Source organism: Rhodococcus sp. A14 (genome assembly GCF_011603105.1).
GTDB lineage: Bacteria > Actinomycetota > Actinomycetes > Mycobacteriales > Mycobacteriaceae > Rhodococcus_F > Rhodococcus_F opacus.
Window position 1 is genome coordinate 1 of sequence record NZ_JAAOQS010000144.1, and the last position, 20,117, is coordinate 20,117.

General features: G+C 63.3%; 18 protein-coding genes and 2 pseudogenes. 8 read left to right on the plus strand and 12 right to left on the minus strand.

Annotated features, from left to right (window positions below; genetic code table 11):
* Positions 1 to 227: hypothetical protein (locus tag G9373_RS46020; RefSeq protein WP_206033578.1), on the plus strand; the 227-nt coding region annotated here is incomplete at its 5' end.
* Positions 228 to 402: 175 nt separating this feature from the next.
* On the opposite strand, the gene G9373_RS40625 is transcribed toward G9373_RS46020, so the two are convergent.
* Together G9373_RS40625 and G9373_RS40630 are read right to left on the minus strand one after the other, a co-directional pair.
* Positions 403 to 1,227: a tryptophan-rich sensory protein gene (locus tag G9373_RS40625; protein ID WP_043787077.1), complete on the minus strand. Its 825-nt coding sequence runs from the start codon at positions 1,225 to 1,227 to the stop codon at positions 403 to 405.
* A gap of 139 nt (positions 1,228 to 1,366) precedes the next feature.
* Positions 1,367 to 1,705: a WhiB family transcriptional regulator gene (locus G9373_RS40630; protein WP_054248272.1), complete on the minus strand. Its 339-nt coding sequence runs from the start codon at positions 1,703 to 1,705 to the stop codon at positions 1,367 to 1,369.
* A gap of 416 nt (positions 1,706 to 2,121) precedes the next feature.
* On the opposite strand from G9373_RS40630, the gene G9373_RS47980 reads away from it, so the two are divergent.
* Positions 2,122 to 2,250, plus strand: a complete 129-nt coding sequence (locus G9373_RS47980; protein ID WP_259465655.1) for a hypothetical protein — start codon at positions 2,122 to 2,124, stop codon at positions 2,248 to 2,250.
* A gap of 314 nt (positions 2,251 to 2,564) precedes the next feature.
* Here G9373_RS47980 and G9373_RS40635 read toward each other — a convergent pair whose 3' ends face one another.
* The 7 genes from G9373_RS40635 to G9373_RS40665 are packed head-to-tail and all read right to left on the minus strand — an operon-like array spanning position 2,565 to position 10,087.
* A complete protein-coding gene (locus G9373_RS40635; protein WP_005264713.1) occupies positions 2,565 to 3,431 on the minus strand; it encodes an SMP-30/gluconolactonase/LRE family protein in 867 nt (288 codons plus the stop codon).
* 45 nt (positions 3,432 to 3,476) lie between these two features.
* Complete coding sequence (locus tag G9373_RS40640) at positions 3,477 to 3,704, minus strand: Dabb family protein (protein WP_166680646.1); 228 nt, start codon at positions 3,702 to 3,704, stop codon at positions 3,477 to 3,479.
* A gap of 57 nt (positions 3,705 to 3,761) precedes the next feature.
* A complete protein-coding gene (locus G9373_RS40645) occupies positions 3,762 to 5,393 on the minus strand; it encodes an NAD(P)/FAD-dependent oxidoreductase (protein WP_005565918.1) in 1,632 nt (543 codons plus the stop codon).
* A 45-nt stretch (positions 5,394 to 5,438) separates the two neighbouring features.
* Complete coding sequence (locus G9373_RS40650) at positions 5,439 to 7,055, minus strand: AMP-binding protein (RefSeq protein ID WP_167120600.1); 1,617 nt, start codon at positions 7,053 to 7,055, stop codon at positions 5,439 to 5,441.
* Positions 7,052 to 8,125, minus strand: a complete 1,074-nt coding sequence (locus tag G9373_RS40655) for an acyl-CoA dehydrogenase family protein (protein ID WP_240961019.1) — start codon at positions 8,123 to 8,125, stop codon at positions 7,052 to 7,054. The genes G9373_RS40650 and G9373_RS40655 overlap by 4 nt, the downstream gene beginning before the upstream one ends.
* Positions 8,126 to 8,127: 2 nt before the next feature.
* Positions 8,128 to 9,294 carry an acyl-CoA dehydrogenase family protein gene (locus G9373_RS40660; protein WP_167120606.1) on the minus strand — a complete coding sequence of 389 codons (1,167 nt, stop codon included), beginning with the start codon at positions 9,292 to 9,294 and terminating at the stop codon, positions 8,128 to 8,130.
* Between the two features lie 19 nt (positions 9,295 to 9,313).
* Entirely contained in the window at positions 9,314 to 10,087 is a 774-nt protein-coding gene (locus G9373_RS40665; protein WP_005264718.1) for an enoyl-CoA hydratase-related protein, read from the minus strand.
* Positions 10,088 to 10,756: 669 nt separating this feature from the next.
* Between G9373_RS40665 and G9373_RS40670 the strand changes: the two genes are divergently transcribed.
* The 5 genes and pseudogenes from G9373_RS40670 to G9373_RS40690 all read left to right on the plus strand — a co-directional run bounded on the left by G9373_RS40670 (position 10,757) and on the right by G9373_RS40690 (position 13,873).
* Positions 10,757 to 12,007: a TetR/AcrR family transcriptional regulator gene (locus tag G9373_RS40670; RefSeq protein ID WP_169695632.1), complete on the plus strand. Its 1,251-nt coding sequence runs from the start codon at positions 10,757 to 10,759 to the stop codon at positions 12,005 to 12,007.
* A gap of 164 nt (positions 12,008 to 12,171) precedes the next feature.
* Positions 12,172 to 12,435 carry a hypothetical protein gene (locus G9373_RS40675; RefSeq protein WP_120661396.1) on the plus strand — a complete coding sequence of 88 codons (264 nt, stop codon included), beginning with the start codon at positions 12,172 to 12,174 and terminating at the stop codon, positions 12,433 to 12,435.
* Positions 12,436 to 12,698: 263 nt separating this feature from the next.
* A complete protein-coding gene (locus G9373_RS40680; protein ID WP_005565970.1) occupies positions 12,699 to 12,971 on the plus strand; it encodes an MFS transporter in 273 nt (90 codons plus the stop codon).
* A pseudogene (locus tag G9373_RS40685) lies at positions 12,972 to 13,361 on the plus strand (catalase-peroxidase); the annotation flags it as partial.
* A 206-nt stretch (positions 13,362 to 13,567) separates the two neighbouring features.
* Positions 13,568 to 13,873 (plus strand): hypothetical protein, encoded by a 306-nt coding sequence (locus G9373_RS40690; RefSeq protein ID WP_005565974.1) that lies wholly within the window; start codon positions 13,568 to 13,570, stop codon positions 13,871 to 13,873.
* A 69-nt stretch (positions 13,874 to 13,942) separates the two neighbouring features.
* On the opposite strand, the pseudogene G9373_RS40695 reads toward G9373_RS40690, so the two are convergent.
* The 3 genes and pseudogenes from G9373_RS40695 to G9373_RS40705 all read right to left on the minus strand — a co-directional run bounded on the left by G9373_RS40695 (position 13,943) and on the right by G9373_RS40705 (position 18,293).
* Positions 13,943 to 14,935: pseudogene (locus G9373_RS40695) on the minus strand (IS481 family transposase).
* A gap of 952 nt (positions 14,936 to 15,887) precedes the next feature.
* Positions 15,888 to 16,715: an SDR family oxidoreductase gene (locus tag G9373_RS40700; RefSeq protein WP_005264721.1), complete on the minus strand. Its 828-nt coding sequence runs from the start codon at positions 16,713 to 16,715 to the stop codon at positions 15,888 to 15,890.
* Positions 16,716 to 16,739: 24 nt separating this feature from the next.
* Positions 16,740 to 18,293: an aldehyde dehydrogenase family protein gene (locus tag G9373_RS40705; protein WP_167120604.1), complete on the minus strand. Its 1,554-nt coding sequence runs from the start codon at positions 18,291 to 18,293 to the stop codon at positions 16,740 to 16,742.
* Between the two features lie 133 nt (positions 18,294 to 18,426).
* On the opposite strand from G9373_RS40705, the gene G9373_RS40710 reads away from it, so the two are divergent.
* The gene (locus tag G9373_RS40710) at positions 18,427 to 19,671 is read left to right on the plus strand and encodes a helix-turn-helix domain-containing protein (RefSeq protein ID WP_054248007.1); all 1,245 of its coding nucleotides are present in this window, start codon (positions 18,427 to 18,429) and stop codon (positions 19,669 to 19,671) included.
* Positions 19,672 to 20,117 lie beyond the last annotated feature (446 nt).

Below are 20,117 nucleotides of genomic sequence, written 5' to 3' on the forward strand. Positions count from 1 at the left end.
GGGAATTACGTGACGGCGGGGTGGGGAATTATGTGACGGACAAACCCCTCAATCTGGGGAATTACATGACCGCTGACATCTGGAGGTCCAGTTCTGCGACCCGGGCACGACCTCGACCGCCGATCCGGCCCGTCCTGGCCTACCTCGATGAGGTGACGGCCGTGGCGGAAGCGGGATGCGTGCCGTCGCTTCTCGAGCTCGAGAGTTACCGTCCCCTGGTTGGTTGACCTCCGCACAGGACGACTTCGTTCTCGTCGGGGACGTTCCGTGTTCGGCGTCCGTAGACCAGTGTTTCGAGGAGAAGATGCGGGCGCAGTTGTGGGGCGGTCAGGACGGGTGTGATCGGGGAATCCTGTCGGCCACTACGGATCGCTCGTGGTCGACCTGCCAAGCACTACACGATTACGGGTTCGTGACGGTGGGCTCGCCGGAACGTGCGCGGGGTAGCCGGGCGATCGCGGTGGCGACGATGGCCAGCGCGGCGGCCGCCAGCGCGGCGATGGCGGCGGGCTGTGAGGTGGAACCGTCGCCGGTGGTCCGCGCGACGGCGATCCATACGAGCCCCCAGACGATGGCTGCTGTGACGGTGAAGCGTCCGTGACCGGCGACGGCAAGGACCACGGCGACCACGGCGACTACGGTGAGGACGAGCACGGCCCAGGTATCGGCCCCGAGAGCGAACGGATCGATCTCGGCGGCGGCCAGCGCGGCAGCGATGTTGGCGACCACCGCGACACACACCCAGCCGAGGTACACGAACGCGGTGGCGTCGACCACGATCGCCTCGACACGACTGGACGGCTTCGTGTTGGTCAGGATGTCGAACACGACGACCAGCATTGCGAGTAACGCGAGAATGGTCAGGACGCTGAGCGACAGTTGTTCGAACTGCACGCAGGCTATCCATGCCGCGTTCAGGATCATCGCCGCGGCGAGCCACCACCCGGCGCGGCGTTGCCGAGGATCGGTGCGGTGCGCGGGCAGTGCCTGCCAGATCGCGAGCGCGAGGAACCCGAGGTAGATCAGGGTCCAGATGGAGAAGGCGGGCCCGCCGGGGGCCACTGCGGTGGCGTCGGTGGCGAGGGCGCCGTCGGCGACCTGGGAGATCGGGGTTCCCACCAGCGCCCCTGAGCCGATGATCGAACCCACGACCGCCACCACCGCGGAGAGGATCACGACGAGCACACGGGCACCGTCGTGCGGAGATGATTCGATCGATCCGCTCATGGTCACTCCTTTGCGGGAGAACGTCCCTTGTCGAGGATAGGGACTTCAGGAGTGCCGTCTGCCGGTTCGCAGAGAGACGTTCACAGGTTCCGGAGGCGGAGCCGTGACGGGGGGATCGATGTCACCGCGCACGTGTTCGTCACGTGCACGAGCAGGGAGAGCGGTGGTGGTGTGGTGCCGGAGCGTGTGTGGCGTCGCGGTGGCGGGCTGGGACGCGGGTGCGTCGGGTGTGGCGGGTGCGCTCGTTTTCGGACATGCCACCCCAGATGCCGTATGCCTCGGTGGCGGTGAGAGCGTGGGCTCGGCACTGAGCGAGTACGGGGCAGTCCTGGCAGATCTGTTTGGCGGCGCGCTCACGTCGGGCGCGGTCGTGGCCGCGTTCACCGTCGGGGGAGAAGAACAGGTTGGTGTCGGTGCCGCGGCAGGACGCGCGGTGCTGCCAGTCCCGGTCGGGGGAGTGGCGGAAATGATCAGGCACAGCGGGATGGGTCGCTTTCGGAGTGGAGCGGAGGGCCAAATCTGTCGGCAAGGGCGGTCGCGCGGGTGTGGCTGGCGGACGTGGGTTTGTTGCCGCGGTATGCCAGGCGGATCGGTGTGGGTTGGCGTGGCCTCCCGGGAAACAACCACGCGTCGTTCATTTCATCCGAAGGTGTTGTGCGACATGACCCCTCGACACATCGCGGTGTCACTTCTGATGCCCGGGAGGCGGCAGTCGGGTAGCGGCAGCGACAGACCTGGGTCCGGGACTATGATCGGTGCGGCACCACGTCCGCAGGGCGTGTCGGTGCATTTGATGCCTGGGCTCGACATCGGTGGGACCGGGACGAACCCGGATGATCCACACTCGGTCACCTCTAACGAGGTTGTAAACGGTGTGCAATTGATGGTAGCGACATGGCGAACGATACCGAAGCGTATCGCTCGAAAGTAACTGTCATCACATCCGCCGTCTCGTTCGCGAGCGTCGTCGGCGACCGGCGTGGGCGCCTGATCCGCCACGTCCGGGATCGAGATGTTGCCTGACTGGCCGGACGGTAATCCGGCGCTTCTCCGGCGGTGTTCGAGGGCAGACATCCGGCGACGGCGTCGGTGGATACCCGACGAGAGGGCTTCGGGCGGGTCGGCGTGAGCGGCATCGACGGTCGAAAAGATCGCCCGCGATGAACCCGGCCGCCGCGAGGACTCGATCGGTGTAGGCCGGGGGCCTCGCCAGCGTCGAGGTCCACCAGGACGACCTGGCGCTTCGGACAATCTTCTGAAGGGTACGCGCTGTCGCAAGCCCGATCCCGCCGCGGCCTTCTGTGACGATCGTGGTGTTCACGCCTGTCTCCTCACGTTCAGATGGACGCCGGAACTCCGGTGCGCCCGACCTGCGCGACGGCAACATGAGCGGTCGAGCGTCCTTCGTGAAACTCTTCGAGCGTTGTTGTGTTGCAGCAGAGGTAGAGGGTGTCGAGGTTCTCTCCGCCGAATGCGCACGCCACTGCCCACGTGTCGGTGACCTCGACCTTATCGGTGATCTGGCCGCCTTCGACGACCCGATAGAAGCCACTGTCGGCGCCGAGGGTCAACGCGTTCCCGAACCAGAGGCCGCCGTCACTATCCAGGGCGATGCCATCGGGATGAAACGATTCGTCGAGCTGCGCCCATACTCGGTGGTTGGTCAGACCGCCATCTTCCGCCATGTCGAACGCGCTGATGCGGTGCGGGAAGGTTTCCGCGACCAGCAGGGTGCCATGGGGGGTACGTGCGCAGCCGTTGGGGAAGATCAGATCTCCAGGAACCTGCGAGACGCTGCCGTCGGCCCGGATGTGGACGAGGTGAGTCGGCTTCGGATCCTCTTCACCGAGCGCGAATCCGAAATTGCCGGCATAAGCGTCGCCCGCCGGTGACACATACAGGTCGTTGCCGATCCCTCCAGCCAGTGCGCTGAAGTCGGCATACTGCTCGAGCTTGCCGCCGGCGGTGATGCGATACACCGACCGCTCGTTCTGCGAGACGACAAGGGGGGTCCCGTCGGGTAGGAAACCGAGTCCGGACGGTCGGCCGGGCACTTTGGTTATCGGCGTTGCGGTGCCGTCCTCGGCGAAGGTGAGCACCTGTTCGCTGAAGAAGTCGCTGGCCCAGAATTTTCCGTCATGCCAGCGAGGTGCCTCGAGAAACTGATGCCCGGTCGAGAATACTGTGGGTTGGTAGGTAGCCATCGCGTGAACTCCTTAGTCCGTGCGGGTTGAGGTACTGGGTGATTGTCACTCGGCTGTCAGGAATTGGGTCCCGAGCCAGGATTCACACTGGGGCACGGCTTCGTCCTGGAAATGGGCAACCAGTGCATAGCTGGCGTTGTTCGGTCGCTTTCCGAGGTCGATACCGTGTCGGACATTGCGCGCGTACGGTATTTGGTCGACGAAAAATCTGAAATCCTTTTGGAATTCGTCGATTTCACTGGTCGAGATGGACGGCTTGAAGGTGAATGTCACGACATGTATGAGCATGTCTACCCTCGGGTTCCGATCGGGGTGGCTGGTCAGGTGAGATCAGACGAGTTCGAACTGCTCCTGATATCCACCGGCAGCAGCCTTCTCGAGGATCTCGAGGTATACCGAAAGACCGCCGGGATACATGAGCATTTCGACGGTTTTGCCGGGCACGTTGGCGCCCATGTACCAAGACTTGGCCAGCGGGAACAGGGTGGCCGAGGTCAGCTCTGCGATATGCGCACCCCAATATTGCTGGGCTTCCGGCTTGGCCTCGATACGGGTGTAGCCGTTGTTCCGCATGTGCTCGACGATCTGGATCAGATGTTCGCCTTCAAGTTCGGCGCATGTCGGACCATTGCAGAATGCGTTCGGGCTCTGGGGTCCGTAGACGTACAGGAGATTCGGGAAGCCTACTGTCGCCTTGCCGAGTGCTGTCCGGCTGCCGCCGCGGAACACCTCCTCGAAGGTCTCATTTCTGGTGCCGCGAATATCGATGGCAGTCAAGCCTCCGGTGACCGAGTCGAAGCCGGTGGCCAGCACGATGACATCGACTTCGTGTCGGGTACCGTCCGCGGTGACGATGGCGTCACTGGCGACCTCCCGGATCGGATTGGCAGAGGTATCGACGAGCTCGACATTGTCACGGCACAGGCTCTCGAAGTAGTTCTGCTCCAGGGAGACACGCTTGACGCCCCATGGATGGATCGGCTCGGTCGGTGCAAGCAGTTCCACCAGCTCCGGCCGGGTGATACGTTGACGTGTCTTGTCCCGCCAGAACGCGTACAGGATGTCGTTGTCGTCCTTGTCGAACAGGACATTCAGGAAGCCACCCAGCCAGGGCTGCAGTCCACCGTTGGTCCAGAGTTCCTCGAGTATTTCGTTGCGCCGTTCCTCGGTCAGATCCTGGATGTTCTCTTTGAGGAAGTCATAATCGAAACCGGCCCAGGTGTTCTTGCGATTGGCGAATCGCTCCGGGTAGGTCTTCTTCATCTCGGCATTGTCCGCCTCACCAAGCGCCCGCTGATTCATCGGAAGCGCGGTGTTGGGGGTGCGCTGGAACACCGTCAGATGATCTGCGACCTTCGAGGCCTCCTGGATTACCTGGATGCCGCTGGCTCCGGTGCCGATGACGGCGACCCGCTTGCCCGCAAGGTCGTAGCCCTCCAGTGGCCAGCGTGCTGTGTGGAAGCAGTCGCCCGCGAACTTTTCGAGGCCAGGGATGTTGGGGAAGAGGGGCTTGGAGCCGGCACCGAGACACATGATCACGAACCGCGCCTGGGTGGTGAATTCCTCACCGGTGCGCTCGTTGCGGGAAACCAATGTCCACGTATGGGTTTCTTCGTCGAATCGGCCTGCCAGGACGCGGGTCTCGTAGCGGACGTCTTTGCTCAGGTCGAGCTTCTCGTCGACGTATTCGAAGTAGCGAACCAGCTCGTCACGACCGGGGTACATCTCGCTCCAGTTCCAGTCGCGCCAGAGCTCTTCACGTGAGAACTGGTAGACCGGCGCCCAGGTATCGACGCGTGCACCTGGATAGGAATTCCAATGCCAGACGCCGCCGAGTCCGGTGCCGGCCTCGTAGATCTTGACGTTGTAGCCGAGGGTGCGCAGCCGGTCGAGCTGGTAGACGCCGGAGAAGCCGCCGCCGATGACGAGGACGTCGAGCTCCTCGAGGAGTGTGGTGTTCACGGGATTTCCTTTCGGAAGGGGTACGAGGGAGATGGGGGAGTGCGATCAGACAGCGTTGTCGGAGGTCAGAGCGACTCGGATTCGGTCACGCAGGACGAACTTTTGGATCTTGCCTGTCGCCGTCCGCGGTAGTTGTTCGACGACTTCGAGCCGCTCGGGCAGCTTCTGGGTAGCCATCCGATGTTCGCGCAGGAACGACGTGAGCTCGTCCAGCGCAGGTGGATGCGCCTGGTCGCTCGGTACCACATAGGCGCAGATGCGTTCGACCATGATCGGGTCGGGCATGCCGACCACCGCGATGTCGGCAATACCGGGATATTCGAAGAGCAGGTCTTCGATCTCCTTGGCGGAAATGTTCTCCCCGCCCCGGACGATGATGTCCTTACGCCGACCGGTGATCTGGATGTACCCGTCCTCGTCGATCACCGCCAGATCACCGGTCCGAAACCAGCCATCCGAGGCGAAGGCATCCGCATTGAGTCTCGAATCGAGGTATCCGGTGAACAGGTCAGGGCCGCGAACCTGCAGGTCGCCGACCGCGCCCGGGGGGACCGGAGTGTCGTGCTCATCGACAGTCCTCGCTTCTGCGGACCCGATAGGACGCCCGTCTGTGGTGGCGCGCTTGTCCAGCGGATCGCTCGCGTTTCCGCCGGACAGAGTCGGGAACTCGGTCGATCCGTAGATGCGGGTCGCGGTGCAGCCCAGCCGCTCCTCGGCCTGCCGGATCAGTTCGGGGGGTACGTCGGCGCCACCGCAACCAAAAACCCGCAGGGCGATGTCGTACTCGGCGCGATCCGGGTGGTGTACCAGTCCGTGCAAGAAGGGTGTGGCACCGATGACGAACGTGCAGCGTCGGCGTTGCAGCAACTCCAGGCCGGCGCCGGGGTCCCAGATATCTTGGAACACGACATGGCTGCCGAGTATGAACGGCAACTGCAGTCCGTACAGAATGCCGGTGATGTGACCGACCGGTGAGGGCATGTACACGATGTCCTCGCCGGTCAGATCGAAGAGTTCGATGATGCTCCGGTTCTCGTAATCCAGGCTTTCGTGGGTGTGTAGAGCACCCTTCGGATCGGAGGTGGTTCCGGATGTGTACAGAAGCAATGCGACATCGGTGCTGGCGTGCTCGACGGGATTGTCGAGTGGAGTTGCGCCCGAGAGGAGGTGGTCGAACTCGTTGTCGGAACCGCGAACGGTGATCACATGCTCGAGGTCGGGAAGCGTGGGCGCCAGCTCGTCGAACATCCCGCGGTGGTCGAAGGTGCGGAACATGCCGGGCACAAACGCGATACGCGCTCGCGATTGCTTCAGAATGAACTGCACTTCGCGATGTCGATAGATCGGGATGATCGGGGTGGAGACGGCGCCGATCCGCAGCGCACCGTGATGTACGACGATCGCTTCAAGCCAGTTCGGCAACTGCCAGACCACCGAGTCGCCCGGCCGGATCCCACGCTCGAGTAGCACGCCGGCCAACCGGCGGATCATGGCGTCGAGTTCGGCATAACTGACCTGACGATCGCCATCGACCACAGCCAGCCGATCGGGGTGATGGTGTGCATACTCGGCCAAAGCAGAATCGATCGTGCTGTGGCTCCACTCGCCGCTGGTGAGGTAGCGGTCGCGGCGCGCGGAATCGGTTTGAGTTGCGGTGATCATCGGTCGACTCCGTCGGTCAGGCGCCGCGAACCGATGAGTGCGTGGAGTTCGTGCTCGTCCCCATACCAGGTCCGCAGGGCGAGGACGCGGCGGTAGTACCAGTGTAGGTCGTATTCGGTGGTGAAGCCGATCCCGCCATGCAACTGCAAGGCGTCCTCGACCACCTGTCGTCCGGCGCCGGCGGCATAGGCCTTGGCCGTCCACGTTGCCATCTCGATGTCGAAATCAACCTCAGCAGAGGCTATATCGGAAACCGTTGCCTCGCAGAGCGCCTCCATCGAGATGACCGCCTGTGCCATCGACGCCGCAATGTGTTTCACGGCTTGGAAGGATCCGACGGGCTTGCCGAATTGCTGGCGCTGCGCGACGTACTCGACAGTTTTCTCGAGCATACGGCGGGCGATACCACTGATTTCGCACGCGGTGAGAAGCCGGAACCATGCCCGGATCTGTCGTAGGAGTGTGGCCGCTTCGATTCCGGTGGCGAGGATCTCGGCGTCGGTGACAGTTCGCGATGCGATCTCCAGGCGCACGTAATGCGATGTGGGATCAGAACTGGTGATCGGCGTGAGCGCCAGCGCCGGGTCACTGCCCGGTAGGAGCAGCAGCGCCGGTCCGTCCGGGCCGTCGACTGCCAGTACCAGCGAGTCGGCCTCGGCGCCGAAGCGTACGAGTTCGATCGTTCCCTGGATCTGCCCCGATTCCATGTGCACGGAACCGATCGAGGATGCCCAGTCGAGGGTGACGGCAGGGTCGGCGAAGGCGACGAGCGAACCTTCGGGAATGTCGAGGTACGCCGGCAGGATCAGTTGCTCGACCAGGGGGCCGGGTACGAGCCGATCACCGACCAAGGCGATCAGACCGGCGACCGCGGTCAGGTCGATTCCTAGACCACCGCGGTTTTCGGGGCGGGTCAGCTCGAACCAGCCGAGGTCGTCGAGTTCGGCCATCAGATCCGGGTCCCAGCCGCCGCCGCTGAGCAGGGCATGACGGTAGTCGGATGTGACACGGCGGTCAAAGAATTCGCGGATCGGGGTGACGAGGTCCACGTCAGGTGCGGTGAGACTCATCATCAGCTCCTGGGTAGGCCGAGCAGCCGCTCGGCAACGATGTTGCGTTGGATCTGTGATGTACCGCCGTAGATCGATGCGGCACGCGAGAAGTAGTGATCGTGAATCAACTGCGCGGCGTTCAGTCCGAGAGGTTGTGATTCGGTGTCGAGGCGGAACGGTCCGAGGAGATCGGCGAGGGCGCGACCGACTACCTGCTCTGCGTCGTTGAGGACGAGCTTGTCGATCGAGTCGAGCGGATGTGGTCCCTCTTCGTCGATCAGGCGTTGCACAGTTCGGCGAATCTGAGCATCCAATACCCGCAGCGCCACGTGTGACTCTCCGATGGCGGTGCTGATCCGACGATTGGTCTTCGATTCCGGGGAGGTGCCTCGTAGTCCGTCGATCGTCTTCTCGACACCCCAGCCGATCTCCACCTGTCGGCGCATTGCATAGTTGCCACGTTCCTGAGACAGGGTGTCGAGGGCAATTCGCCAGCCGTTGTTTTCCTTGCCGACCAGGTTGCCGACCGGGACTTCGACGTTGTCGAAGAAGACCTCGCAGAATTCGGCATCGCCTGTCATCTGGACGAGTGGACGGACGGTGATTCCGGGGGAACTCATGTCGACGATGAGGTAGGAGATGCCGGCGTGCTTGGGTTCGGCGTCGGGGTCGGTGCGGCACAGCAGTGCGCACCAACTGGCCTGATTGCCCCAACTGGTCCAGACCTTCTGTCCGTTGACGACGTACTTGTCCCCGTGGCGAAGAGCGCGGGTCCGCAGTGATGCGAGGTCGGAGCCGGCAGAGGGTTCGGAGAACCCCTGACACCAGATGTCTTCGCCGGCGAGCAGCGGCGGCAGAAAACGGGAGCGCTGCTCGGGCGAACCGTACCGGTGGATCGAGGGGCCGACCACATCGAGGCCGATCAATCCGATCGGGGCGGGTGCATGAGCGCGCGCCAGCTCCTCGGAGAAGACTTGCTGGTGCCGCGCGGTGAGGCCACGTCCGCCGGCTTCACGTGACCATCCCAGCCCCATCCATCCGGCATCGAATAGTGTGCGCTGCCATCGACGAAGGACGTTGAACCGTTCCTCCAGCTCCAACGGCACGGTGGGGATCTCTGTTTCGGCAAGCCACCTCCGAGCCTCGCGCCGCAGATCGGCGATCTCGGTGATCTGCTCGACCGGCACAGGTGAAACAGCATTCATCTCATGCTCCCGTGTAGGCCGGTGCGCGATGCTCGAAGAATGCTGCTACGGCCTCTTTGGCGTCTGAGTAGGCGGACAACTCGCCGGAAAGACCCTGCTCGAACTCGTAGCCGCCCTTGAGGTCCTGGTATTCGATCGCATTGAGGCTGCGCTTGGCGAACCGCAACGTGACCGGGGAGTGCCGGACCATCTTGGCCGCCACATCGTAGGCTACGTCGAGTAGCTGATCGGGATCGACGACTTTCAAGACGCCGCCCTGCTGCGCGAGTTCCTCGGCAGACAGCGGTTCGCCGGTGAGGTGCAGATAGCGGACCAACTGCTGCGGTACCAGGCGTGAGGCATGTTTGGCGCCGCCCATCACACCGACGTTGACCTCGGGAAGCGTGAATGTGGCGCCCTTGGCTGCCACGACCAGATCACACGACGCTGCCAGGGCCAATCCGGTGCCCACGGCCACTCCGTGGACAGCTGCGATCACCGGCAACGGGCAATCGTAGATCGACCAGAACGCTTCACGGACCGCAAGCATGCGCTCACCGGCGTTTTCCGGCGTCATCGTCTGGAATTCGGTGAGATCGTTGCCGCCGCAGAAGTGCTTGCCGGCGCCGGTCAAGACGATCGCCCGAGCCTCGGGGAGGTACTCCTCCGTGTGGGTGAAGAACCACTTGATCTCTGCGTACATCTCCCGGGTGACCGCGTTGACCGGCGGGCGGGTAAGCCAGACCGTGCCTACCTTCTGATCGGTCTTCCATTGCAGAAATTGCAGATCCTTCATCGAAGTTCCTTTGTTCGAACGGGCGTAAGCAGAAGCTGTGACCGGCCGGGTGCGGATGGTCGCCTCCGTGAGGCGGCATGTCCTTGATCCCTAGTGGTTCGCTTCACCAAACTGGTGTGCTGCTGCTCACATTAGTAGGCCCCACTCCGTAGATATGTCAATAGCTCGTATCTGAAAATGTGAAACTGCTCAGAGCCGGAGAGCTCAGAGGATGCATGGTTGATCTTTCGTTCATTCGGAAGCATATGACCTGTTGAGGCCCCAAAGATCAAGCAAGAAGAGCTGCCGATCCGCGAGTGAACCGCGGCAGTGCGCGAGGGGCGCTTCGCTGAGTGTTGAGCCGAAAATGTCAGGTGAACGTATCTTTCATCGAATCAAGCAGGTAGCATCATGTAACGGAAATTGTCCATGACTCTTATCGCAAATTGTGTGTACTGTTCGGACTGTGGCCGTAGTGGAGACTTCACCTACGCTCGGGCGCAGTGCGCCTGCGCCGCCCCGCGTGGGAGGAGGCGTTGTGTCCGATCGGCCCTCGAACGGCGGCAGTGCGGGATACTCCGGGGGACCGTCCGCCGCCGGTATATCGTCAGAAGGCTGTATTACACGGCTGCGCCGCCAGTCCGGACATCGTGTCCATCCCATATGGGCCTCGAGGAGGAAAGGGGCGTCGTGACCGCATCGCAAACTGTGAAGGCGTCCACTGCCACGCGCCGGCGACCCCGTGACCGGCGTGCGCAGATACTCCACAACGCCAGTGAACTGTTCACGAAATACGGGTTTCACGCCGTGCGGATGGAAGACATCGCTGAGGCAACCGACGTCACCGCACGGGCGATCTACCGGCACTTCGCCAACAAGCAGGATCTACTGTCGCAGGTGGTCCTCGAAGACCAGGACCGACTGCTCATGGCAGCCCAATCCGCCGAGCGCTCCGAAACCGGCGTCTGCAGCTTAGAGGAGTTATTGACGCGGATGGTCGAGGCATCACTGGAGAGCCTTCGACTCGGCCCCCTATGGCAGCGAGAAGCACGGCACCTCACCGCCGATGACTTCGAGCGAGTGCGCGAGGGTACTCGTCGCATCGGAGGCGCGGTGCGAAGGGCCATTGAAAAAGCCGATCCCTCCAAGAGCAGATTCGGTGCCGACGTACGCGCGTGGATGGCGGTGAGCATCATCACCAGCCCAGGGCACTACGACCGGTCACTGTCACAGCGTCGCCTGTCCCCACTGCTGGTGTCTGCTGCGTTGGCAGCCATCAATACCCCCGAATGCGCGTCAGCGTCACCCGAGTCCCGCGATGCGCCAGCGGCGGAGGCTCCAGTCGCAAATGAACGACCAGGTACATCACGTCGCGAACAGATCATCGCAGCAGCGGCGCGCGCGTTCCGGGAGCGCGGTTTCGGTGGAGTCAGCCTCGACGAGTTCGGCATCGCAGGCCCTGCCGTCTACAGGTACTTCGACAGCAAGGCCGACATCCTTTCCGCCTTGATCATCCGAGTACAGGAATGGATGGCCCTGGAGAGCTCCAGGGCCATGCATCACAGCGCCTCCGATGAACAGGTCATCGAAGGCCTCGTGAGAGGTTATGTTCGTATCGCAACCGAAGCCACGGATCTGCTCGCGGTTTCAGTTACCGAAGCCCTCAACCTCCCCGCTAGTGCTGCCGAGCGTGATCGGCGAATCCGCCAGGACGACCTCGCCGAATGGGTCAAATGGCTACGAACCTCACGTTCAGAAGTCACGGAGGCAGACGCACTCGCGCTGGTGAATGCGGTTCGCACAGCACTCAACGATCTTGTCCGTATTCCGCACCTTTCACGACACGCCGAGCTCCCCGACGAGCTTGTTGCGTGCTCGATGAATGCTCTTCTAAATACCCCGATGCCATCGGCACGATCGGGTCGGCGGCGTGACGAATAACCATGGTTGGCTAAAGACCGTCATTCGCAGGAGTCGCAACCGTCGCGTGGAAGCGTGCTTCGCGAACTTGCCATCGAGTGCACCGGTGCCCGACAGTCCGCTCCACCAAGGCCCCGAAAACGACTCAGGCCGTTGGCGAGCTGCAGGCGCTCGAGGCGGCAGGCATGCGCAGTCGGATCACTTGTGTGGCGCGAGGCGTCAACGGCGTTCTCACAGCGGTTCGGGCCGGGCTCGGCATCGCGGTGTTCGCGCGGTCACTGCTGTCCTCGGACATTGTGGAGTTGCCCGCCTCGACCGGGCTTCCGGCGCTGCCTGCTCTCGACCTGGTATTACTGCCCAATCCTCGTGCGCCGGAGCAGCCGGCGGCCGCGCTGACCTCAGCGATCCTCTCGAGCGGCGTGCCCCTGAAGCCAGAACCCTCGAGCTGAAGGTATGGGCGTGCTGAGGGCACGATTCAGCCGACGCCAGCAATATTCTGTGAGCACATTGCCGTGAGGTGAGTTCCGAGACTAGCGACTGTTTCTGGTTGCCGAAAACGTTGAACCAACGGGTGGAGCGGCGGGGTGTGGCTGGCTCCGGCTCGAAATGGAACGATCCTGTGACGATCATTGCAGCAACGGAACCGAAAGGTACTGGGCCAGAAGGCTGTGGCGGCGTACGGTGAAAACTTGTCGCCGTACTTAGGAGCGTCGTGACCGCCGACAGCAGTCCCCGTCACCGCATCACATTCGTGGTCCTGTCCGTGTCAGTTCTTGTGTTCGCGCTCTTGCAATCCTTCGTATTGCCCGTACTGAGCGAGATCAAATCAGAGCTACACACCGACCAGGCCACAGTGACGTGGGTTCTCACTGCATATTTGCTATCCGCCTCGGTGTGCACACCAATCGTCGGCCGCATCGGCGACAAGGTCGGCAAGAAGCGGATGCTGGTCGTTGCTCTGCTCGCACTTTCGGGGGGATCGTAGGCGAACCTGCTGACCTTGACCGCTCCCGAGTTGACGGTCCTCGTCGGCGGCCTGCGGGTGCTGGGCGCGAACTACAACACCAGGTCGGAGGAGGGTGTTTTCACCTCGAAGCCGGGAACGCTGACCAACGACTTCTTCGCGAACCTGATCGACCTGGGAACGACATGGGCGCCGAGGTCCACGGACTCGCAGATCTACGAGGGCCGCGACCGCGTCACCGGTGAGGTGAAGTGGACCGGAACCCGCGTCGACCTCGGGTTCGGGTCGAACTCCGAACTGCGCGCTCTCGCAGAGGTGTACGCCTCCGACGACGCACAGCAGAAGTTCGTGCGAGACTTCGTCTCCGCCTGGGACAAGGTGATGAACCTCGACCGATTCGAAATCGCCTGACGCAGACCCAGCTGGGTGACCGGCAATCTGGATCGCCCCGTAGACGGCGGGCATCCCGCGAGGATCGGCTCGCGGGATGCCCGCTCTCCCGATCTCCCACAGACTACTTCGAGGTCACAAGATAGGCTGTGGGAGCAAAGGATCAGAGTTGTGACCGACTCCGCGGTAGCCATCGCCCGGGTCCGTCGAGCAGAAGGTGCGAAAGAATGGCCACGAACAACGGCAACCGCCTGGTGATCGGCCCCACTCTGGCTATCGGCACTCGGGTGCTTGTCCGCAGAAACGCCGAGGCCGACGTTACCGGCGAGGTCGTCGAGGACTATGCGGCACTGACCGAGCCGGGGGGCCGCGGGCACGAATGGGCGCCGGCACACCGATGGGCAATCGCCCTCGACGATGGTCGACTAATCTTCGCCGACACCACGGACCTGACCATCGATCCCAGCACGGACCGCTCCGCTCCAAAGCCGGGGACAGCAGAAGAAAGGCCCGGCAGGCACAGGGGAGATTGATCGGGCGGAAATCGGTCGCCCACTCATGATGCTGATCCGTCCACGACACGACCATGGTCATGGTGCCGACTAGATGTACTGACCTGAGAGGTTGGGTATGCGGGTGGCGGGTGGTTGGCCGCCGAGTGCGGTGTGGCCGCGGTGGTGATTGTAGGTGTGCAGCCACCGCGGGAACTCGTCACAGCGTTCGAGGTCGCTGGTGTAGAGGCGGGCGTAGGCCCATTCGTCGGCCAGGGTGCGGTGGAAGCGTTCGACTTTGCCGTTGGTTTGGGGTCGGTAGGGGCGGGTTCGGCGATGCTTGATCTCGCCTAGTGCGTCTCGGAACGCGTGTGATCGGTAGCAGGAACCGTTGTCGGTCAACACCTTTTTCAACAGTGATGCCGTGCTCGGTGAACCATGCGTTGGCGCGTAGCCAGAACGCGGCGGCGGTGGCTTTGCGTTCGTCGCCCCAACAGTTCGGAGTAGGCCAACCGTGAGTGTGCGTCGATCACGGTGTGCAGGAAGTGGTAGCCGCGGACCGGACGGTAGTACTTGTCGAGCTCGCCGCTGCTTTTGTCGGCTCGGGCATTGCGGCTGCCTGCCGAGCGACCGACCTTCCGCCATCCCCGCCGCCGCGGGGATCTTGCCCAGTTTCTTGACATCGACATGAACGAGATCGCCGCAGTGCGGTGAGTGCATGCGACGGATCACCCGTCCGGTCGGGCGGTCGAGCCACCGCAGTCGAGCCAACCCGTAGCGGCTCAGGACCTTGTGCACTGTCGATACATTCAAACCCAGCAGATACGCGATCCGGGTCGGACCCCAGCGGCGGATGACGCGGACTTTGATGATGCGCCGCTCGGTGCGCGTCGGGGTCTGGTTCGGGCTGCGATGTGGCCGTGAGCTGCGATCGGCCATCCCGGCCGGCCCCTCGGCGCGGTAACGAGAGCTCCAGCGTGCTGCGGTGGTGACCGCGACCTGGAACCGTTCAGCAGCCCGCCGCAGCGGCCACCCATCATCAATGACACATTGAGCAAGGCGCAGACGACCCGTTTCGGACAACGGGGCATTACGGTGGACCACGAAGACCTCCTGAGTGAGTGATGCGTTCCTAGACAGCTCGCACTTCACTCGGAGGTCTACTCTGTGTCACCTCGGCACGCCGTCACCAACGTCCGTGGTCAGTACAACTAGTTCGCCAGGACCACACTGGTTCTGCAAGCCCCTCGCCGGCACACGGAACCCGCGAGGGTCTTGTGTCGCTCACCGCCCAGTCAGCGTCCGCTCGGCAGATTTGCGAAGTCCGCTTCGGCCCCTTGTTATGTAGGTCACGCAACTCTGCGCGAACGGCAGGGAAGCGCGCTGGAGGCGCCGGAGAGTCGCGGCGTCGCCACGAGTCGAACGGATCGCACGGGAACATTCTCGCCGTTTGTTCGCATCTCACAGACGTGAACGTGACCTTGCGCTCTACTGCGACCCACGGCGACCCCGTCACCGTCGCCACCCCAAACGACACCGTCCTGGGCACTGAGCGAGCACATCTGAACCCCGTCCGGGAGGCGCTGCGCGCCGACGACGCAGCGCTACGCCGCCGGTTTGCTGTCGATCCGGAAGGAGGCCGGCCTCCCCAAAGATCTCAGCGCTCCGTGTGGTCATGCGATCGGGTGGATGGACGGCAAAAACCGTGCTCTCGGAGAGCGCGCTGACCAGGAAAAATGACACGTCTCGGTGTGAGCGTCCGGTGCCGAAGCTGTTGACGCACGGAGACGGATTGGTGTCGAAGATCGGTCGGCGATGGTGTCGAGGGCGATCGCCCGGGCGGCTCCGGACCGGTCGTCCTCTTCTTCGCCAACTATCCCTCCAAGACAGCGTTCATCGCCGCCTCCGTGGTGTGCATCTCCTAACTGCTTCGGAGCTACTGCAAGGCTTCCCAGGCTGCCCGGCCGTCGACGACGAAGGATGAGACACTCAACACCCGATAGCCGTCCCATGGCCGGGGCTTCGAGACCTGCATGACCTGCATCCGAAACTCTGCTCAGCTGTGACGAGCCCGCTCTTCGTAGGCCTGCCTGGCAGTGATGTCGACGTCTTCCAGAAACACTCTGTCCGTGTGGAGCGCACGGGTGAGCGCTTCGCTGATCCGACGAGGGAAGAACTTCTGACTCGCGGCGAGGGCACCGACGAGCTTGGTCACCCGCACCTTCGGTTTGGGGCATTCGATCAATGCCACGATGGCACGCGCAATGTCCTCCGGCTCGGCGTTCTCGAGTCCAGGGAGCCCCTTGGTGCCGGCAGTCAGCTCGGTGTTGACGAAAGACGGGAGCACCGCGGAAAACTCGATTCCCGTTCCGCGGTGCTCCACCCGGGCCGCGTCCGTGAAGCCGACGACGGCATATTTGCTGGCGCAGTAGGTGGCCAGCCCTGGTGTGTAGATTTCGCCTGCGAGTGAGGCGATGTTGACCACGTGCCCACGGCCGCGCGGCAGCATTCGCCGAACAGCCAGTTTGGAACCGGTGATCACCCCGAGGACATTGATATCGAGGATCCGGCGGGTGACCGCATCGGGCTCGTCCGCGATTCGGCCGGCGGGCATGATGCCGGCGTTGTTTACGAGCACGTCGATAGGTCCGAGCGTTGCTTCCACGTCGTCGAGGAAGGCCCCGAACGATTCGGGGTCCGTCACGTCGAGCTTCCGGTAGCTGACCAGGCCGAGTTCGGTCGCGGACTCCTTCAGCTTGACCTCGTCGATGTCCCCGATCGCCACCTTCGCGCCGAGCCTGGTCAGGGCCGTGGCGGTCGCGAACCCGATTCCGCGGGCACCGCCGGTGATCGCGATGACGCGACCGTGCAGAGATTGTGTCATTTTCCTTCTGTCCTTCTGTCGTCGTTACAGGGAGTTCGAGCGGCTTGTCACGGACAGGCGGCGGCGCGGGTCGCGCGCGACGAGGGTGCGCAGCACCCGGCCGACGAAACGACCGCGGCCGGGTGCGTACGGATACCAGAGCAACTCCCGCTTCATTGCGGGTCCGCGCGGCACCGTGATCGCCTGCTGCCGGGTGTACTTCCGAACTCCATATTCACCACCGAATCGCGCGCCGAGACCAGACTGCTTCCATCCCCCGTGCGGTAACCCCAGCGCGAACAGGTTGGAGAAGGCGTCGTTGATGTTCACCGCGCCGGCTTCGAGCCGGCGCGCGATCGCCTCGCCGCGGGCCCGATCTCCGCACCACACCGTCGCGGACAGGCCGTACTCGGAATCGTTGGCCAGGCGCGCGGCTTCGTCGGCGTCGGCGACCTTCACCACCGGGATCGTGGGCCCGAACGTCTCCTCCCGGATACAGGCCATCGAATGGTTCACGTCGACGAGGACCGTCGGCTCGAAGAAGGTGCCAGCGCTCCCGGCCTTGCCGCCGGTCAGCGCCGTGGCGCCGCCGTCCACAGCGTCGGCGACGTGTCGGGCAACGAGGTCACGCTGGGCATGTGTAGCCATCGCACCGACATCGATCCGGTACCCGTCGCCGTCGTCACCCTGTCGGAGCGAGCCGACGAGTGCCACCAGTCGCGCGACGAATTCGTCGTACACGGGCGCCTCGACGTAAACGCGTTCGATCGACACGCACACCTGTCCGGCGTTGAACATTCCGCCCCAAGCGATTCCGGCTGCCGCGCGGTCCAGGTCCGCATCCGCCAGCACGATGGCCGGATCTTTGCCGCCGAGTTCGAGACTGCATGGCACCAGCCGCTCTGCGGCCCGCACGGCGATCGCTCGACCGGTCGGGGTGGAGCCGGTGAACTGCACGAAGTCCACCGAATCCACTACCGCTGCACCTGTGTCGCCGCGGCCGGTGAGTACCGAGAAGACCAGGGGTGCAACGATTTCCGACCATCCCCGAGCTAGTTCGACGGCTGACAACGGCGTTACCTCAGACGGCTTGAGCAGCACCGCCGCACCAGCGAGCAGCGCCGGTATGATGTCCATCGCCGGCATCGCGAGCGGGAAGTTCCACGGGGTGATCACACCGACCACCGGGTAGGGGCGGACGGTCTTGATCAGTCGCTTTGTCATCGACAGCGGCCCGTGCGGTTTCACCCGCTCGTCGGCGAGAAACTTGCCGGCGTTGTCCGCGAAGTAGTTGATCAGGTCGCACGCGAGCGCAGGCTCGATGGCTGCTTCGGCGCGTGGCTTCCCGGTCTCGGACCGCAGCACGTCGATGAGGTGGCGCTCATTGTCGAGAAGCCAGTCCCGCAGCTTCCGCAGCCACGTGGCCCTTCCATTCGGCCCCAGCGCTTCCCACTCGGGTTGGTGGGCGCGCAGTCGACGGACGGTATCGGTCACTGCCTCGGAACTCTCGTCCGGTACACGCGCGACGAGGCGGCCGTCGGCGGGGCAGTGCACGTCGATGTCGTCGCACCTCGTGTGCGCCTTGCTTCCGGATCTCATGTGAACCCCGCCTCCTATGATGCACGACACTTCCTATTAGAATTGCACAACCAATCCGCACGTTTCTTAGCGAAATCAGCCAATTGGGCCCTCGTCATTTGTGCTCTGGGTCCAATTAGAAGGAGGTATCGACGTGTCCGCTGACGACATGGTGCTTGCCTGGCTCCGGGAGTTCGCTGCGGAGGCGCTGGTGCCCGGCACCCTGGATGGTCTCGTCGCGAGGTTCGACGCCGTGATAGTGGCCGAGGTACCCGAGGTTTCCGCGGACCGAGAGTTGCGACGGGACCTCGATGCCAGCACCCGTGACCAAGGGCGCGCACTGCTGGTCTGGCTCACCGGAGACTCCGCAGAGGTGGACCTCCCACCCGCGGCACATGGTCTCGCGCGCACAATCGCCCGACGGGGCCTGCATCTGAGGGTATTGATGCAGATCTACCGAGTCGGCCAGAAAGCTCTGCTGAGATTCGCCGCGGAAACAGCAAGTGAGCGCATCACCGACCCGGTACTGGAACCGAAAGTCCTGATTCGGCTACTGGAGCGGGCGAATCACTGGCTCAACGTCTCATTGGAGGTACTCGCGGATACCTACAGCGAGGAACGAGAGCGGGGATTGAGCGGCGCGTTCGCCCGGCAGGCAGAAACGGTGCAGGCGATCATCCGAGGCGAGATCGCCGATACCGTGGCAGCCTCGAATCGTTTGAATTACCCCTTGCTCGGGCATAACACCGCACTTGTGCTGTGGCTCGAGGACACACAGTCGAATCAGGCCGAGGACGGGATCGGCGTTCTGGACTCCGCCGCCCGTGTGGTTGCGGCCACGATCGGGGCTAGGCAAATGCTTACTGTGCCGTCCGGATCGCGAGGGCTCTGGGCATGGCTGGCGGCGGAAGTCGAGCCGGATCTCACCGCATTGGACATCGGTCCGGATATCCCGGACGGGATCCGGATCGCGATTGGTAACCCGGGCAAGGGAATTCGGGGATTTCGGCAGAGTCACACCGAAGCTATTGCTGCTCAACATATCTCGGAATCTCGACCGGCCGAGACTCGCCTCATTTGCTATGCGGACGTCGAAATTGTCCACCTGCTCGACGGCCATCCCGACGCGGCGAGGGCGCTGGTTTCCCGTGAACTGCGCGGCCTAGACGGTACCGATGCAGCCTCCGCAATGCTGCGCCGCACGCTGCGCGGCTATCTGACCGTGAACCGCAGTCCGGACGCGGCCGCTCGGGCGCTCGGCGTGCATAAGAACACCGTGCGTTACCGCATCCAGCGCGCCGAGGAGTTGCTCGGCCGCCCCGTCGGACCGAACAGGCTGAAGCTGGAACTCGCGCTCGAATACGCCGACACCTACGGTCCGGTCGTTCTGAAGGAGTGAAAAGGCACCTCCGTCGGCGAGTGCGCCCCAAGCGCTGGCCCTGCACACTGATCGATGCCGCATAGTGCAAGTGTTGGGTAGCCCCGTGTACAGCATTTCGTCGCAGCGTCAGGACCTTGACCTTCCTGTGCATCGAGGGCGTCTGCCTCGATCGGTAAAGCCGGATTGCGCAATCTGTCGTTCGCTCTGGCCGACGAACTGCCCCCCATGGCATCAATGTGGGTACCGTCACCCATCGGTGGCGTAGTCCAGTCGGGAATCTTCTTCGATCCGGATCTGACTGCCGAGTCGTGCTGGCAACTTGTCGCCAAGGCCTAGGCCGAAGTTACTGCTATTAGAACGAGCGAACCCCCGGTTGAGCTGGGGGTTCGTCGTTTTCGGTTGTGGTTGTTCTGGCTACCTGACCGTGTGGGGGATGGTGGTGTCGAGGAGTTCGAAGGCCCGTC